Origin of the sequence: Verminephrobacter aporrectodeae subsp. tuberculatae (assembly GCF_026127385.1) — a bacterium.
Classification (GTDB): domain Bacteria; phylum Pseudomonadota; class Gammaproteobacteria; order Burkholderiales; family Burkholderiaceae_C; genus Acidovorax; species Acidovorax aporrectodeae.
Window position 1 is genome coordinate 1,060,731 of record NZ_QZCX01000001.1, and the last position, 15,482, is coordinate 1,076,212.

Here is a 15,482-nt window from a genome sequence, read left to right on the forward strand (position 1 = left end):
CGGGTTTGATTTGCGCATTCTATGTGCGTGGTGGCCACGCATGCCGGACCACGCCGGGCAACGGGCCGCTACGGAAAAAAGCGGGGCCCCGCGTGGGCGCGTTATCGTCCAGAGCCGGGGAACTCGCGGCGTGCGTGCACTCTGTTGATGATTTCGATGCGATCGGCTGCAACCCGGTACAGGACGATGTAATTCGGGTGCGCGACGATCTCACGCAGACCCGGCACACGTTCGCTCATTCAATAGAGATACGGGTGTTCCGAGAGCGGGAGAACGCTGCTGCGCAATCGATGCCACATGTGCTCTGCCGCATCGAGATCGAATTGCCCTATGTAGTCCGTAATGGTCGCCAAGTCGGCGTCAGCCGACTCCAGCCAAAAGATGGGCAGCATCAGGAAATGTTGCGCTCGCGCAATCGCGCCAAGCGCTCGGTCATGCGGCGCTCTACCTCATCGTGGGGGATGGGTGGTCGATTGTCGGTCAAGCTGGATTCGACCTTGGCGCGCAACCAAGCCGTGTAGCTGGCCTCCTGCTTCGGGGTTTCAAACTCCGAGACCAGGGGGAATAGAGCGGCGTTCATGGGGAATCCTTGGAAAATCGGGCAAGGGAAGCGGAAGAATAACCCGAAAAAGAGGGAGAGGGAGATCCGGCTTTTCATCGTAGGGCGAGTCACCGAGGGCTGTCAGGCCCGGTGGCGATGCCGATAATGCGCTGATGCCCCGCCCCGGCCAACAACTGCACCCCCACCGCGAACCCGTTGCCACCCGCCCTGCGGCCACGGTGCTGCTGCTGCGCGATGCACCCGGCAACGGTGGGCTCGAAGTCCTCATGACCCGGCGTTCGGCGCAGGCCAGCTTTGCGCCCGGCGCCCATGTCTTTCCCGGAGGCGGGATCGACGCGCTCGATGCGCAGTCGCACAGCGTTGCCGACCGCCGCCCCGCGCAGAGCGCGCTGCATCTGACCCAGGCCATTGCCGCGATCCGCGAAAGTTTCGAGGAACTGGGCGTGCTGCTCGCACGCCATGCCGATGGCCGCATGGCCGACGCGCAGGACATCGCGGCCATCGACCGCAGCCAGCCGTTTGCCGCGCAATGCGCCGCACGCGGCCTGCGCCTGGCGGCCGACAGCGTGTACCTGCTGGCGCACTGGACGGCGGACCGCGACCTGGCACGCCGCTTCGCGGTGCCGTTTCTCGTGGCCCGCATGCCCGAAGGGCAGGTGCCCGTGGCCGACGAGGCCGAGCAGTTCGAGCCCCTGTGGGTGCGCCCCGCCGACGCGCTGGCGCGCCACGAGGCCGGGCAGTTCTTCATGATCTTTCCCACCATCCGCACCTTGCAGCGCCTGTCCGGGTTCGCCCACGCGCAGGCGGTGCTCGACGCGGTGGCGCATGAGAGGCCCCTGTGGGTGAGTTGCCCGCGCACCGGCCTCCTGGCGGGCCGGCAGGCGCGCTATATGGAAGACGAGGCGCCGTTTGGCGAACTGGCGCTGGTCTGCCCCGACGGGCAGATTGCGCACCCGCTCGACTGGCAGAGCGAGCGCCCCGTTGCGCTGCTTCGGAACCTGCAGCGCCTGACGGCTCCGAACCCGGGCGTGATGACCGGCCCCGGCACCAACAGCTACTTGGTGGGCGAGCCGGCGACGGGCTTTATCGCCATTGACCCCGGCCCGGCCGACGCCGAGCACCTGGACAAGCTCTGGCGCGCCGCAGGCGGCGACATCCGCGCGATCGTGTGCACCCACTCGCACGCCGACCATGCGCCCGGCGCCGCTCCCTTGCAGGCCCTGTGCGTGCGGGCCGGGAATGCGCCGCCGCCGATTCTGGGGCTGCCGTCGGCGCCCACGGCACGCGCCGCGAGCCGGTTCACGCCCGACCGGGCGCTGCAGGACAGGGAGTCGCTGGTGCTGCAAGCCAAAGCGCCCGAGCGCGGAATCCATACCCTGCAGGTCGTTCACACCCCCGGCCATGCCGCGAACCACCTGTGTCTGCTGCTGCTCGAAGACGGCCTGCTGTTCAGCGGCGACCATGTGCTCAATGGCAGCACCACGGTGGTCGATCCGCCCGATGGGAATATGGCCGACTACCTGGACTCGCTTGAGCGGCTCGACGCCTGCTGCGTGCAGCACGGTGTGGAATTCATCTTGCCCGCGCACGGCTACGTGCTGGGCGATGCGCGCGGCGCGCTGGCCCGCCTCAGGGCGCACCGCCTGGCGCGCGAGGCCAGGGTGCTGGCCGCCATGCAGGCGCTGCCCCGGGGCAGCCTGGAGGACTGGGTGCGCCACGCCTACGACGACGTGCCGCAGCGCATGTGGCCCGTGGCTCAGCGCTCGCTGCTGGCGCATGTGGAGCGCATCCGCGCGTTGCAGCCCGGCAACGACTGAGCCGGCCGGCAGCCAGGACAGGAACCGGCGGTCCTTCCTGCCCCCTCACGGCGCGGGCCGCAATGTGCGCTCGAGCAATTCGCACGGCATGGGGCGACCGAACAGGTAGCCCTGGAAGGCCTTGCAGCCATGGCGGTGCAGGAATTCGAACTGGCCCGTGGTCTCCACCCCCTCGGCCACCACGGACAGGTCCAGGCTGTCGGCCAGAGCCAGGATGGTGCGCACGATGGCTGCGTCGTTGGGGTTGGTTTGCAGGTCGCGCACAAAGCTCTGGTCGATCTTGAGCTGCTCCAGGGGCAGGCGCTTGAGGTAGCTCAGCGACGAATAGCCGGTGCCAAAGTCGTCGAGCGAGAAGCCCACGCCATGGCTGCGCAACTGCTCCATGCGCGCGATGCTGTCCTCCACGTCGGCCAGCAGCAGGCTTTCCGTGAGTTCGAGCTTCAGGCGCTCGGGGTTGGCGCCGCTCGCGTCCAGCGTGCCCAGCACCTGCTGGACAAAGTCGGGCTGGCGAAATTGCCGCACGCTCACGTTCACCGAAAGGAAGAACGGCCGCGTGAGCGCGCTGCGCGACCAGGTCACCAATTGGGCGCAGGCGGTCTCCAGCACCCAGTGGCCCAGCGGCAGGATCAGCCCGGTCTGCTCGGCAAGGGGAATGAATTCGGCGGGCGAGACGATCCCCCGGCGCGGGTGGTTCCAGCGCAGCAGGGCCTCGGCGCCCTGCAGGTGGCCCTTGCCGTCGACCACGGGCTGGTAGTACAGCAGCTGTTCCTTTTGTTCCAGTCCGCGGCGCAGGTCGGCCTCCAGGGCCGAGCGGGAGCTGACGGCGGCCTGCATCTCGGGGTCGAAGAAGCGCTGGGTGTTGCGGCCTGCGGCCTTGGCCTGGTACATGGCCAGGTCGGCGTGCTTGAGCAGTTCGTCCACGCTGCACGGCTGCCGGCCAAACAGGGCAATGCCGATGCTCGGCGTGCTGTGGTGGCTGGTCTCGCCCAGCGGGTACGGCTGACCCAGCGTGGTGGCGATGTGGCTGGCCACGTGCGCGGTTTCGGCGCTGGCGTGGGCGCTGTTCGCGCTCAGTCCTTCGAGCAGCACGACGAATTCGTCCCCGCCGAAGCGCGCCACGGTGTCGGTTTCGCGCACGCAGGCTTTCAGGCGCTGCGCGACCTGCAGCAACAGCTGGTCTCCGATGTCGTGGCCCAGGGTGTCGTTCAGGTCCTTGAAGTTGTCCAGGTCGATGAACAGCAATGCGCCCTGGGTGCTGGAGTGCGTCGCCGCCACCGTGGCGCGCTGCAGGCGGTCGAGCAGCAGGCGGCGGTTCGGCAGGCCGGTCAGCGCGTCGTAGAACGCCAGGCGTTCGATTTGGCTTTCCGCCTGTTTGCGTCCGGTGATGTTGCGGCCCACGCCACGGTAGCCGCGCAGCGCGCCACTGGCGTCGAGCAGGGGCACACCGCTGACGGAGAGCCAGTACACGCTGCCGTCGGGGTGCCGGCGCGCAAGCTCCAGGTCACGAAACGGCTGCTGCGCGGCGAGCACGGCGCGGTGCGCGGCCCAGTCGGACTCGGTCATGTTCAGCGCGCCGATCTCCCAGCGCGTGCGGCCCAGCACGTCCGGCAGCGCCATGCCACTGCCGACCAAGTCCCCCACCAACTGGACGAAGCGGCCCTGCGCATCGAGCTCCCAGTACCAGTCGGAAGAAAGATCGCTGAGCGAGCGAAAGCGCGCTTCGCTCTCGCGCAATTCATTCTCCACGCGCACGTAGTCGCTCACGTCGGTAAAGGTGCGCACCAGGCTGCCGTCGGGCAGCGAGGTGGTGCGCACCTCGAACGTGCGGCCGTCGCGCGTGGTGCGCCAGTAAAGCGCCGGGGACGGGACCACGCCGACCTGGGCCAAGTAGTCGTGCCCGCAGGGGTCCACCAGGTTGTAGTCCTCGCCAAAGTCGCCGCGCTCGGCCTGCATGCGGGTCAGGTCCGCGAGCATGGGGCGCGTGGCGAGCAGCGCTTCCGGCAGGTTGAGCAGTTCCAGCACGCGCTGGTTGTAGACGGTGATGCGCCCGTCGGGCCCGGTCTTGAGGATTCCCTGGCTCATGCTCGCCAGCGTGGCCTGTAGCGCCGAGCGCTGCTCCTGCAGCATGGACAGCGCCTCCTGCCAGATGCGGGCGTCGACCATGCGTGCCGGCTGGCCGGGCTCCTGGCCACTCCCCCGGGCGTTTTGCATCAGGGCCGCCAGGCGGTGCAGCAGCTCATTCAGATGCGCCGTGCCATCCGCGTCGCGCAGCACATAGTCGCCCAGCCCGCAGCGGAAAGCGCGCGCGGCCAGGGCCTCCTGCGCGGAATCGATGCACAGCAGCACCGGGTGGCTGGCGCACAGCTCGAGCAGGCCGGGCGGCTCCTGGTCCGAGGATCGCAGGCACAGCACCACGGCGTCCCAGGCATGCGAGGCGAGCGGCGCCCGCGCGGTTTCGGGGCTGGGGCTGTGCACCACGCGCCAGCCGGGGTGGCGTGCGCCCATCAGCCCCCGCGCGGCGTCCGCGTGCGGCGCGTCGCTGTCCACCCACAGGATGCCGGTGTGCGTCATGGCCCGCACTCCGCGCGCACCCGCCGCGGCAGGCCGGGCAGGTGCGCGCGGGCAAACACGCGAATGGCCCGGCCGGACATGCGCTTCAGCCTTCGAGCAACTGGCGCAGCACGAACGGCAGGATGCCACCCGCCCGGTAGTAGTCGACCTCGATGGGCGTGTCGATGCGCAGCGTCACGCGCGCTTCCTGCAGGGAGCCGTCCGCGCGCCGGATGATGAGCCGTGCGTCGCTTTGCGGCGTGAGCGCCGGGTCGGGCTCCAGGTCGATGACTTCATTGCCCGTCAGGCCCAGCGATTCCCACGAATCGCCTGCCTGAAACTCCAGCGGCAGCACGCCCATGCCCACGAGGTTGGAGCGGTGGATGCGCTCGAAGCTGCGCGCCACCACGGCGCGGATTCCCAAAAGCTGCGTCCCTTTGGCCGCCCAGTCGCGGCTCGATCCGGTGCCGTACTCCTCGCCAGCAAAAACGACCGTGGGCGTTCCCTGGGTCTGGTACTGCATGGCGGCGTCGAAGATGGACATCTTCTGGCCCTGCAACGGCCCCTGGTTCTGGAACAGGGTCATTCCGCCTTCTTCGCGCGCGCCATCGGGCCTGGGCGCGAGCATGAGGTTCTTGATGCGCACATTCGCGAAGCTGCCGCGCAGCATCACCTCATGGTTGCCGCGGCGCGCGCCGTAGCTGTTGAAATCGGCCTTCAGCACCCCGTTGCGCAGCAGCCACTGGCCGGCGGGCGAGCTTTCCTCGATGGAGCCCGCGGGCGAGATGTGGTCGGTGGTGATGGAGTCGCCGAACAGCGCCATGATGCGCGCGCCGCGCACGCACGGCGACGCCGCTGCCGCCCCATCGGGGTGCGCGGCTGCCTGCTCCAGGGTGAACCGGGAAAAGAACGGGGGCTGTGCAATGTAGGTGCTCGCGGGCCAGGTGTAGACGCTGCCGCGCACGCCCTCGATCCGCTCCCACAGCTTGCCCGGGTCGGTGCTCACGCGGGCGTAGTTCGTGCGAAAGGCCCGGCCGTTGAGCGCGAACTTCATGAGCCCGTGGATCTCCTCGCTGCTTGGCCAGATGTCGCCCAGGTAGACGTCCTTGCCACCCCGACCCTGGCCCACGGGCTCGGTCATCAGATCCCGGAGCACGCTGCCGGCGATCGCGTAGGCCACCACCAGCGGCGGGCTGGCCAGAAAGTTCGCCTTGAGCCGGGGGTGGATGCGTGCCTCGAAGTTGCGGTTTCCCGAGAGCACCGCAGCGCACACCAGGTCGTTGCGGGTGATGGCCTCGTCGATCTCGGGCGCGAGGTCGCCCGAGTTGCCGATGCAGGTGGTGCAGCCGTAGCCCACGAGCGCAAAGCCGAGCGTCTCCAGATACGGCAGCAGACCCGTTTGTGCGAGGTATTCGGTGACGACGCGCGAACCCGGCGCGAGCGAGGTCTTGACGTGCGGCCGCACCCTGAGCCCCGCCTGCACCGCTTTTTGGGCGAGCAGGCCGGCGGCCAGCAGCACGCCGGGGTTGGAGGTATTGGTGCAACTTGTGATGGCGGCGATCAGCACGTCGCCATGGCCCAGCGTCAGTTCAGCGCCGGGCCGGCCCGCCACGGGCACGCCATGGTGCTGATGGCGCTGGACCGGAAAGCGCTGGTGCAGCAGCTGCGCCGGTTGGTTGAAACCATTTTGCGCGGGGGGCGCGCTGAACAGCTCGGCAAACTGGCTGCCGACTTGGCCCAGTTCGATGCGGTCCTGCGGGCGCTTGGGTCCCGCCAGGCTGGGCGTGACGCTGCCCAGATCGAGCCCGATGCGCTGCGAGTAATCGATTTCGCCGGCCAGCGGAACGCCGAACAACCCCTGGGCCCTGAAGTAGGCTTCGAAGACATCGATCTCTGACCGGCTGCGGCCCGTTCCCTTGAAGTAGTCGATGGTCTTTTCGTCAACCGGGAAAAAACCCATGGTGGCGCCGTACTCGGGCGCCATATTGCCTATCGTTGCGCGGTCGGGCAGCGCCAGCGTGCGCGTGCCCGCGCCAAAGAATTCCACGAACTTGCCGACCACCTTGTGCTGGCGCAGCAGTTCGGTGACGCGCAGTACCAAGTCGGTGGCGGTGACCCCCTCGCGCAGCTGGCCCGTCAACTCCAGGCCCACCACGTCGGGCGTGAGCAGATACACGGGCTGGCCGAGCATGGCGGCCTCGGCCTCGATCCCGCCGACCCCCCAACCCACCACGCCGAGGCCGTTGATCATGGTCGTGTGGCTGTCGGTGCCGACGAGCGTGTCGGGGTAATGGACGCCGTCCTTGCGCCGGTGCACGCCGCGCGCCAGATATTCCAGATTCACCTGGTGCACGATGCCAAAGCCCGGGGGCACCACGCCAAAGGTGTTGAACGCCTGCATGCCCCATTTCATGAACGCGTAGCGCTCGCGGTTGCGCTGGAATTCGAGCTTCATGTTGAGGTCGAGCGAATTCTTCTTGCCGTAGTAGTCGACCATGATGGAGTGGTCCACGACCAGGTCCACGGGAACCAGCGGCTCGATCTTGCGCGGGTCCTTGCCCAGTTTCACGGCCACGCTGCGCATTGCGGCCAAATCGGCGAGCAGCGGCACGCCGGTAAAGTCTTGCAACAGCACGCGCGCGACCACGAAGGGAATCTCGTCCTTGCGCTCGGCGTTCGGCGCCCACTCGGCCAGTTGCCGGACGTGCGCGGCCGTGAGTTTGCGGCCATCGCAGTTGCGCAGCACCGATTCGAGCAGGATGCGGATCGACACCGGCAACCGGCCGATGTGTGGAAACTGCTGCGCCAACGCGGGCAGGGAGTAGAAGCTGCCCTTTTTGCCGGACGCGGTCTGGAAGTTCCTGAGCGTGTGGGCAAACGCGTGGGGGGCGGACGATGATGCCATGGCGAACTCCTGTGAAAGGGGCAGGCTATTTTCGCAGGTTACCGCGCATCCGCGCCAGCACCACGGCAATTCGATCCGGTGAGCATGGTGTTACTACCTACGGGGCGGATCCTGGAGTCTTTCTTTTCGGCAAAAACAGGAACGGCCCAACGCTCTTTCGGTGGTCACCCGGCTCCGCTCCGGGCCGGCCATGGAAAGGATGCGCCAAACGCAGCCACCGAAATACCCCCTGAGGAGCCGCCGACTGCGCGGGAAAACCGGTTCCACGCGGACCGCTGGGTCCGCGTGGATGGGAAACTGAATGGGTGTCCGGCCAATAATAAGCCCACGGAGCAGGGCTTTTTATTGGCCGGGTGCGCGGCTCAGGGTGCGCGGCTTAAATGGCGAACTTCTGGCGATCTGCGTCGGATTGAATCCACTTGGGTGCCTTGCCGCGGCCCGTCCAGGTCCGGCCCGTCGCGGGGTCCCGGTATTTGGGGGAGACTTTGGAGCCCGCAGTGGAGCGGCGGCCGGTCCTGCTTGCGGGGAATATGTCCCGGGAGCTCAGGTCATACTCGGTCACCAGTGTCCGGACCTGGCTCACGGCGTCCGACAGTTCGCGGCGGCGGGCTTCGCTGATTTGCTGCTCGAGGGTTTCGCGCTGCTTCAAGAGTTCTTTGTAGCTGGTCATGGTGTCTGCATCAGGTTGGGAGTGGATGGAGTCGCGATTATATGAGAATAATCGGACGCGTGTGCGCGCAAGAACAAAAATTTCTCAAAAGACGACGGACTGCGTGTTGCGCCGCGCATTCGTCGATGGTGTCGTTGCCCAAATGGGGTCCGACGCGCCGACGATCGGCTTGCCGGGTTCCCGTGGCGCGAGGACGCAGAACGCGGTGCGCGGGCGGTGGAGCGCGGCTGAACCGATGCGGGCTGAAACGGCACTCTGACAAGACGCGGTGGATCGAACGCGGGGGTTTTTCCCGGGACAAGCGACACCGCCGGGAAGGGGGTAAACCGGGGATCGTCGGCTTCCCGGGTTTCACGCATTGCGAAGTTCATGGCGTTGCGACGCCGCGGTGCCAAACGCATGCGCGGACCATGGCCGAAGGGCCAGTATCTGCGCGCTGAGGCTCGGTTATGGCCACTGCTTCGCCCCTGTAACGCGCGCGTGTGCAAGCCTTGCGTTTGCATGCGGGCAGCGCACGCGGCGGCGCCGCAGCCAAGCCCCAAGCACCTGACTCTGGCAATCAGCCCTGCGTTGAATGGGGATCTCCGGATCGGGTCAATACCTCGTCGATCCGCTGGCCTTGTGCAGCACGTCGGCTGCGAATATCCAGCCCCTGCACACGACACAGCTACCACCGATGGGGGATTTTTCTGTTTCGCTTGGCGAAAGACCCGCCGGGGTGCCGTTGTTACAGCGGCCTCGCGCCCGGGCAGGCTTTTGCGGGCAAGCCATGAACGTCCCGCCGTGTCCCGGGCTTGGTGAGCGGGCGTTGGTGGCGGCTTCCGAATGGCGCTTCACTGGCAATGGTCCCGGGTCAAATTCGGCCGCGTGTTTTTCCTGCGCAACCGGGGTGGACAGGCGCTCGATCCGCGGCACGCGCCAAGCCCCTGTTGCACAGGGCGTTGCGTGTGTGCTGCGGCGCGCAAGCCGGTGCAGGTTTTGAGAGGGCAGTGGGTAAAAGAGAATCGAACCGGAGGTCGAAACGGGCATGTGCACCCGGCATCGAAGCGCGGGCGGACTGGGCAGGTCACCGGGTTGCGCAGTCCCGCGAAAGTCTGTCGTCGGGTGCGCGCAGCAATCCATCGATACCCCCTGCGATCCCGGGTGTCGCTACTGTCGTGGGTTTCGCTTACCATGCGCGCATGAATACCTTCTCAAACGCATTCCAGTCTGAAATCGTCCGTATCGCGCGCAGAGAGCTCAAACCAGAGCTTCAGGCGATGCGCAAGATGCTTTCCGGGCACCGGTTGGAAATTGCTGCGCTCAAGCGCGAAATCAAAGCCTTGGTGTCCCAATCCAGGGCTGCTCAGCGGGCCGTCGCACCGAGCCAGGCAGAGGAGGCAGCGCCCCCCGGGAAACCACGCCAGGTCCGCTTCAAAGCGCAAGCACTCGCGGAGAAACGCGCTGCGCTTGGCATTACACAAAAGGACATGGCCAAGCTGCTGGGCGCCTCGGTGCTGTCCGTGTACAAGTGGGAGTCGGGCCACGTGCAGCCCAGGGCCGCGCAACTGGAGCGCATCGTGCAAGTGCTCAGGATGGGAAAGCGCACGGTGTTGGAGACACTCGGCCAGCCCTGATCGGGTCGCTTCGGTAATGCCGGTGAACATTTGCAGACCGGGCCGGGGCTGCGGGGTTTTCGCTGCGCGAGGAGAGCCAACGTTTTCGGGCGTTTCGCCCGAGGCAAGCAACGCCGCCGGGGGCAATGTTTGCGCGCCTTGCGCTTCCAGGTGGGCAGGCTGTGGCCGCGCACGCCGGGAATTGCTGCGGGGATCCGGCCGCTTGCCACCGATAATCCAGTCGTATGGCACTGATCACTCTACTGGACGCCCAACTCGCGTATGGGCACGTTGCACTGCTGGACCACGCCGGCTTTTCCCTGGAGAGCGCTGAGCGCGTCGGCCTGATTGGCCGCAATGGCGCAGGCAAATCATCGCTTCTCAGAATTCTGGGCGGCATGGAGAAACCCGACGATGGATCGCTGCTGATACAGCAAGGGCTGCGCATTGCCTGCGTTGCACAGGAGCCGGCGCTCGACCCGGCCGCCACCGTCTTCCAGTCCGCTGCGCAAGGTCTGCAACGGGTCATCGCGCTGCGTGATCAGTATCTGTCGGGCGCCGAGGGGCTCGACCTGGATGCCATGCAGTCGGAAATCGAAACCTACGATGCCTGGAACTGGGAGCAGCGTGTCGAAGAAATTCTGCAGCGCCTGCACCTCGACCCGAATGGGGTGGTCGGCACCTTGTCTGGCGGGACCAAGAAGCGCCTGGCCCTGGCGCAGGCGCTGGTAGTTCGCCCCGACGTTCTGTTGCTCGACGAGCCGACCAACCATCTGGATCTTGATTCGATCGAGTGGCTCGAAGACCTCTTGCTCGATTTTCCGGGCAGCGTGGTCACGATTACCCATGACCGCGCGTTCCTGGACCGCGTCGCCACCCGGATCGTTGAATTGGACCGTGGCCAGCTGCGCTCCTACCCCGGAAATTTTGCGCAGTATCAGTTGCAAAAAGAAGAACAGTTGGCCCAGGAAGCCGTCATTTCGGCCAAGGCGGACAAGCTCCTTGCGCAGGAGGAGGTCTGGATCCGCAAAGGCGTCGAAGCCCGTCGCACCCGCAGCCAGAGCCGCATTCACCGCCTTGAGCAATTGCGTGTGCGCCGGCTGGCGCGCCGTGAGGTGGTGGGCAGCGTGCGCATGGGGGTGGCCACCGGTGACGCCAGCGGATACCAGGGAAAAATCGTCGCCGAACTCGCCGGTGTGAGCAAATCCTTTGGGGACCGGAACATCGTGCGCAACTTCACCGGGACCATTTTGCGCGGAGACAAGGTCGGGTTGATCGGCCCCAATGGCGCCGGCAAGACCACCTTGCTCATGATGATTCTTGGCGAATTGCAGCCCGACCGGGGCCAGATTCGGCAGGGCGCGAATTTGCAGGTCGCGTACTTCGACCAGATGCGCCAGGCCGTGGATCTGGACGCAACGCTGGAGGACTTCATCAGCCCCGGCAGCGAATGGATCGAAATCGGCAGCCAGCGCAAGCACGTCAAGAGCTATCTGAGCGACTTCCTCTTTTCCCCGGCGCGTGCGCAGGCGCCGGTCCGGTCCTTGTCCGGCGGGGAGCGCAACCGCTTGCTGCTGGCCCGGCTGTTCGCCCGCCCCGCGAATGTCCTGGTGCTTGACGAGCCGACGAACGACCTGGACATCGACACCCTGGACCTGCTCGAAGATCTGCTCGCAAACTACGAGGGCACCGTGTTCCTGGTCAGCCACGACCGCGCTTTCCTCGACAACGTGGTCACCAGCAGCATTGCGTTCGAGGGCAACGGCCTGTGGCGGGAATACGAAGGCGGCGTGCAGGACTGGCTGTTGCAGTCCGGGCGCAGCCGGGAGCTCGCAGCACCCGCTTCTCCACCGCGCAAGGCGGGCAAAAGCGCCTGAGCCGCCGCGCGCACCATGCCGCACCATGCCGCGGCGGGTCGCGGCTGTGGCAGACTTGCGGGCTTCGTTTTCTTGTCCAAGCATCCAGAGAGTCCGTCCCCATATGCAGCAGATCGTTCGGCAGTTGGCCGCAGAAATCAGGGTGCGCGAACAACAGGTGTGCGCGGCGGTGGATCTGCTCGACGGGGGCGCCACGGTGCCGTTCATCGCGCGCTACCGCAAGGAAGCGACCGGCGGGCTGGACGACGTTCAGCTGCGCGAGTTGCAAGCGCGTCTGTCGTACCTGCGCGAGTTGCAGGAGCGCCGCGCCACCGTCCTTCGGAGCATCGACGCGCAGGGCAAACTCAGCGACGCGCTGCGCGCCGCGATCGCCGCCGCGCCGACCAAGCAGGAACTGGAAGACATCTACCTGCCCTTCAAGCAAAAGCGCCGCACCAAGGGCCAGATGGCGCGCGAATTCGGCATCGAACCCTTGGCCGACAAGCTGTTTGCCGACCCCGGCCTGGACCCGGCCCAGGAGGCCGTGGCCTTCACCCGGCCCCCCGAGGTGCTGGACGACGGCAAGCCGGGCGTGGATTTCTCCACCGTCCCCGCCGTGCTCGACGGCGTGCGCGACATTTTGTCGGAGCGCTGGGCGGAAGACGCCGTGCTCGTGCAGAGCCTGCGCGAGTGGCTCTGGGCCGAGGGCTCGCTGCGCAGCAGAAGGATCGACGGCAAGAACGAGAACGACCCCGAGGTATCGCGGTTTCGCGACTACTTTGAATACGCCGAGCCCCTGGGCCGCGTGCCCTCGCACCGTGCCCTGGCCGTGTTCCGTGGCCGCGCTCTGGAGATTCTGGACGCCAAACTGGCGCTGCCGGTGGAGCCCGAACCCGGCAAGCCCGGGATCGCCGAGGGCCGGATTGCCCAGCACCTGGGCTGGAGCCATGCGGGGCGCCCGGCGGACGATCTGATCCGCAAATGCGTGTCCTGGACCTGGCGCGTAAAGCTCAGCCTCTCGACCGAGCGCGACCTGTTCGCGCGCCTGCGCGAGGAGGCCGAGAAGGTGGCCATCAAGGTGTTTGCCGACAACCTGCGCGACCTGCTGCTCGCCGCGCCGGCCGGCCCCCGCGTGGTGTTGGGGCTGGACCCCGGAATCCGCACGGGGGTGAAGGTGGCCGTGGTCGATGCCACGGGCAAGCTGCTGGAGACCGCCACCGTGTACCCGCACGAGCCGCGCCGCGATTGGGAAGGCGCGCTGCACCAGTTGGCCAAGCTGGCGGAAAAGCACGGCGTGAACCTGGTGGCCATCGGCAACGGCACGGCCAGCCGCGAGACGGACAAGCTCGCGGCCGAGCTGATCCAGATCGCTGCCCGGGCGGGCCGCGCGATCGAGAAGGTGGTGGTGAGCGAGGCCGGCGCATCGGTGTACTCCGCGAGCGAATACGCGTCCGAGGAAATGCCCGGCGTGGACGTGAGCCTGCGCGGCGCCGCGAGCATTGCGCGCCGCTTGCAGGACCCGCTGGCCGAACTGGTGAAGATCGACCCCAAGAGCATCGGCGTGGGCCAGTACCAGCACGACGTGAACCAGAGCGAACTGGCGCGCACGCTGGGCATGGTGGTGGAAGACTGCGTGAACTCCGTGGGGGTGGACCTGAACACGGCCAGCGTGCCGCTGCTCAGCCGCGTCTCGGGCCTGTCGGCCAGTGTGGCCCGGGAACTGGTGCGCTGGCGCGAGGCCCATGGCGCGTTCAAGAACCGCAGGCAGCTCATGGACGTGGCCGGCCTGGGCGCAAAAACCTTTGAGCAGAGCGCGGGCTTTCTGCGCATCCGCGGGGGCGAGAACCCGCTGGACATGACCGCCGTGCACCCCGAGACCTATCCGGTGGTCGAGCAGATCATGGCCAAGACGGGCCGACCCGTGGCCGAGATCATGGGCCGCGCCGACATGCTCCAGACGCTCCAACCCGAATTGTTCGCAAACGAAAAGTTCGGCGTGCTCACCGTGAAAGACATCCTGGCCGAGCTGGAAAAACCCGGCCGCGACCCGCGCCCCGGCTTCAAGGTGGCGCGCCTGAACGACGGCGTGCAAGACATCGGCGACCTCAGGGAAGGCATGGTTCTGGAAGGCACCGTGAGCAACGTGGCCCAGTTCGGCGCCTTTGTTGACCTGGGCGTGCACCAGGACGGCCTGGTGCACGTGAGCCAGTTGGCGCACCGGTTCGTGCACGACGCGCGCGAGGTGGTCAAGACCGGCGACATCGTCCAGGTGAAGGTCATGGAAGTGGACGTGGCGCGCAAGCGCATCGGCCTGTCGATGAAGCTCGACGCCGCGCCGCCGCGCCAGGGGGGCGCGCGCGAGAACCGCTTCGAAGGGGCTGCGCGCGGCCACCAGCCATCCGCGCGCCGCGCACCCGAGCCCGTGCAGCAGTCGGCAATGGCTTCGGCATTTGCCAAGTTGCAACAGAGCAAGAACCGATAAGCGAGCCGGTCCGCAGATCGCGGTCCACCGCTCCATAATCGCCAGAACACCCGAACTTCTGGCGCTACCCCATGGAGTTGAACGCATTGTTGACTCAGGCCGTGGCCTTGCCCAGCCTGCCGCGCGCCGTGGCCCTGTTGATGAACGAACTGGCCCGCGACGAGCCCAACTTGCGGCGCCTGAACCAAGCCTTTGGCACCGACCCGGCGCTGACCGCCCGGTTGCTGGAACGGGCCAACTCCCCCACCTTCGAGCTGCCGCAGCAAATCGCCGGTATTCCCGAGGCGCTGGCCTTGCTCGGCATGGCGCAGCTGCGCGCACTGGTCGCTTCGGCGCCGCTGGGCACTACCTCGCGCTCGGTTCCGGGAGTGAACATGCAGCAGTTCTGGCGCTACAGCCTGAACACCGCCAAGCTCGCCCGCTCGCTCGCGGGAATCGCGCGCCAGAACCAGATTGCCGCCTATACCGCGGGTCTGCTGCACGCGCTGGGCGAATTGGTGCTGCACTTGGCGGACCCGGAAAGGGCCCAGGCGGTGAACGCGCTGGTGGCGCCCTTCGACCTGCGCCGCGGGCGGGTCGAGGAGCGCATCTGTGGCTATAGCTACGGCCATGTGGCAGCGGAATTGGTGCGCCGTTGGCAACTGCCCGAGATCGTGATCGACGCCTTGCAGCACCAAAGCGCACCCTTTGACGACAACGTCTGCGAACCCCTGGCGGGCGTGATCCATCTGGCCTCCTGGCGCGCGCGCGCGCACGAAGCCGAGTTGGGCGAAAAGGAACTCGCCGTGCTGTTCCCCGCAGAGGTCGGCTTGGCCCTGGGGTTGGACATCGACATGGTGTTGCAGCAGGACCCGATCGACTGGACCGCTGTGCCAGACCCCGTTGACTACGTCATCTGATTGAAGATGCGCCGCCAAGGGCGCGGTCCAAGCGACTGCGCCCGCCGCATCGCTGCGCCATCTGGCGGCGCAGAGCCCTTCGCATGAGCGCATCCATGCAGGTTCCTCTGGCGCCGCCGCGCAGCCAATGCATGCAACAAGCATAC

At 67.0% G+C, this 15,482-nt stretch carries 10 protein-coding genes; 5 read left to right on the plus strand and 5 right to left on the minus strand.

Annotation, left to right across the window (positions count from 1 at the left end; all coding sequences use genetic code 11):
- Nucleotides 1–239: 239 nt before the first annotated feature.
- Both D5041_RS04500 and relB read right to left on the minus strand, forming a co-directional pair.
- The gene (locus D5041_RS04500) at nt 240–392 is read right to left on the minus strand and encodes a type II toxin-antitoxin system RelE/ParE family toxin (protein ID WP_265258178.1); all 153 of its coding nucleotides are present in this window, start codon (nt 390–392) and stop codon (nt 240–242) included.
- Nucleotides 392–580 carry a type II toxin-antitoxin system RelB family antitoxin gene (gene relB, locus D5041_RS04505; protein WP_265258177.1) on the minus strand — a complete coding sequence of 63 codons (189 nt, stop codon included), beginning with the start codon at nt 578–580 and terminating at the stop codon, nt 392–394. The genes D5041_RS04500 and relB overlap by 1 nt, the downstream gene beginning before the upstream one ends.
- A gap of 134 nt (nt 581–714) precedes the next feature.
- On the opposite strand from relB, the gene D5041_RS04510 reads away from it, so the two are divergent.
- On the plus strand, nt 715–2,379 hold the full coding sequence (locus D5041_RS04510) for an MBL fold metallo-hydrolase (protein WP_265258176.1): 1,665 nt from the start codon (nt 715–717) through the stop codon (nt 2,377–2,379).
- Between the two features lie 45 nt (nt 2,380–2,424).
- Here the strand turns inward: D5041_RS04510 and D5041_RS04515 are convergent, their stop codons facing one another.
- The 3 genes from D5041_RS04515 to D5041_RS04525 form a co-directional block, all read right to left on the minus strand.
- Nucleotides 2,425–4,950, minus strand: coding sequence for an EAL domain-containing protein (locus tag D5041_RS04515; RefSeq protein WP_265258175.1), 2,526 nt, complete (start codon nt 4,948–4,950; stop codon nt 2,425–2,427).
- 85 nt (nt 4,951–5,035) lie between these two features.
- Nucleotides 5,036–7,834 (minus strand): aconitate hydratase AcnA, encoded by a 2,799-nt coding sequence (acnA, locus tag D5041_RS04520; RefSeq protein ID WP_265283964.1) that lies wholly within the window; start codon nt 7,832–7,834, stop codon nt 5,036–5,038.
- A 376-nt stretch (nt 7,835–8,210) separates the two neighbouring features.
- On the minus strand, nt 8,211–8,504 hold the full coding sequence (locus D5041_RS04525; protein ID WP_010109804.1) for an H-NS histone family protein: 294 nt from the start codon (nt 8,502–8,504) through the stop codon (nt 8,211–8,213).
- 1,268 nt (nt 8,505–9,772) lie between these two features.
- Here D5041_RS04525 and D5041_RS04530 point away from each other — a divergent pair.
- The 4 genes from D5041_RS04530 (at nt 9,773) to D5041_RS04545 (ending at nt 15,336) form a co-directional block, all read left to right on the plus strand.
- Nucleotides 9,773–10,120, plus strand: coding sequence for a helix-turn-helix transcriptional regulator (locus D5041_RS04530; RefSeq protein WP_265284372.1), 348 nt, complete (start codon nt 9,773–9,775; stop codon nt 10,118–10,120).
- Nucleotides 10,121–10,344: 224 nt separating this feature from the next.
- Nucleotides 10,345–11,976 carry an ABC-F family ATP-binding cassette domain-containing protein gene (locus D5041_RS04535; RefSeq protein WP_010109808.1) on the plus strand — a complete coding sequence of 544 codons (1,632 nt, stop codon included), beginning with the start codon at nt 10,345–10,347 and terminating at the stop codon, nt 11,974–11,976.
- Between the two features lie 103 nt (nt 11,977–12,079).
- Complete coding sequence (locus tag D5041_RS04540) at nt 12,080–14,437, plus strand: Tex family protein (protein WP_265283965.1); 2,358 nt, start codon at nt 12,080–12,082, stop codon at nt 14,435–14,437.
- 71 nt (nt 14,438–14,508) lie between these two features.
- On the plus strand, nt 14,509–15,336 hold the full coding sequence (locus tag D5041_RS04545; protein WP_010109812.1) for an HDOD domain-containing protein: 828 nt from the start codon (nt 14,509–14,511) through the stop codon (nt 15,334–15,336).
- Nucleotides 15,337–15,482 lie beyond the last annotated feature (146 nt).

Excerpts from the sequence above, each read along its gene's own strand:
- D5041_RS04500 (WP_265258178.1), bottom strand. The coding sequence starts at position 392 with ATGCTGCCCATCTTTTGGCTGGAGTCGGCTGACGCCGACTTGGCGACC.
- relB (WP_265258177.1), bottom strand. The coding sequence starts at position 580 with ATGAACGCCGCTCTATTCCCCCTGGTCTCGGAGTTTGAAACCCCGAAG.
- D5041_RS04510 (WP_265258176.1), top strand. The coding sequence starts at position 715 with ATGCCCCGCCCCGGCCAACAACTGCACCCCCACCGCGAACCCGTTGCC.
- D5041_RS04515 (WP_265258175.1), bottom strand. The coding sequence starts at position 4,950 with ATGACGCACACCGGCATCCTGTGGGTGGACAGCGACGCGCCGCACGCG.
- acnA (WP_265283964.1), bottom strand. The coding sequence starts at position 7,834 with ATGGCATCATCGTCCGCCCCCCACGCGTTTGCCCACACGCTCAGGAAC.
- D5041_RS04525 (WP_010109804.1), bottom strand. The coding sequence starts at position 8,504 with ATGACCAGCTACAAAGAACTCTTGAAGCAGCGCGAAACCCTCGAGCAG.
- D5041_RS04530 (WP_265284372.1), top strand. The coding sequence starts at position 9,773 with ATGCTTTCCGGGCACCGGTTGGAAATTGCTGCGCTCAAGCGCGAAATC.
- D5041_RS04535 (WP_010109808.1), top strand. The coding sequence starts at position 10,345 with ATGGCACTGATCACTCTACTGGACGCCCAACTCGCGTATGGGCACGTT.
- D5041_RS04540 (WP_265283965.1), top strand. The coding sequence starts at position 12,080 with ATGCAGCAGATCGTTCGGCAGTTGGCCGCAGAAATCAGGGTGCGCGAA.
- D5041_RS04545 (WP_010109812.1), top strand. The coding sequence starts at position 14,509 with ATGGAGTTGAACGCATTGTTGACTCAGGCCGTGGCCTTGCCCAGCCTG.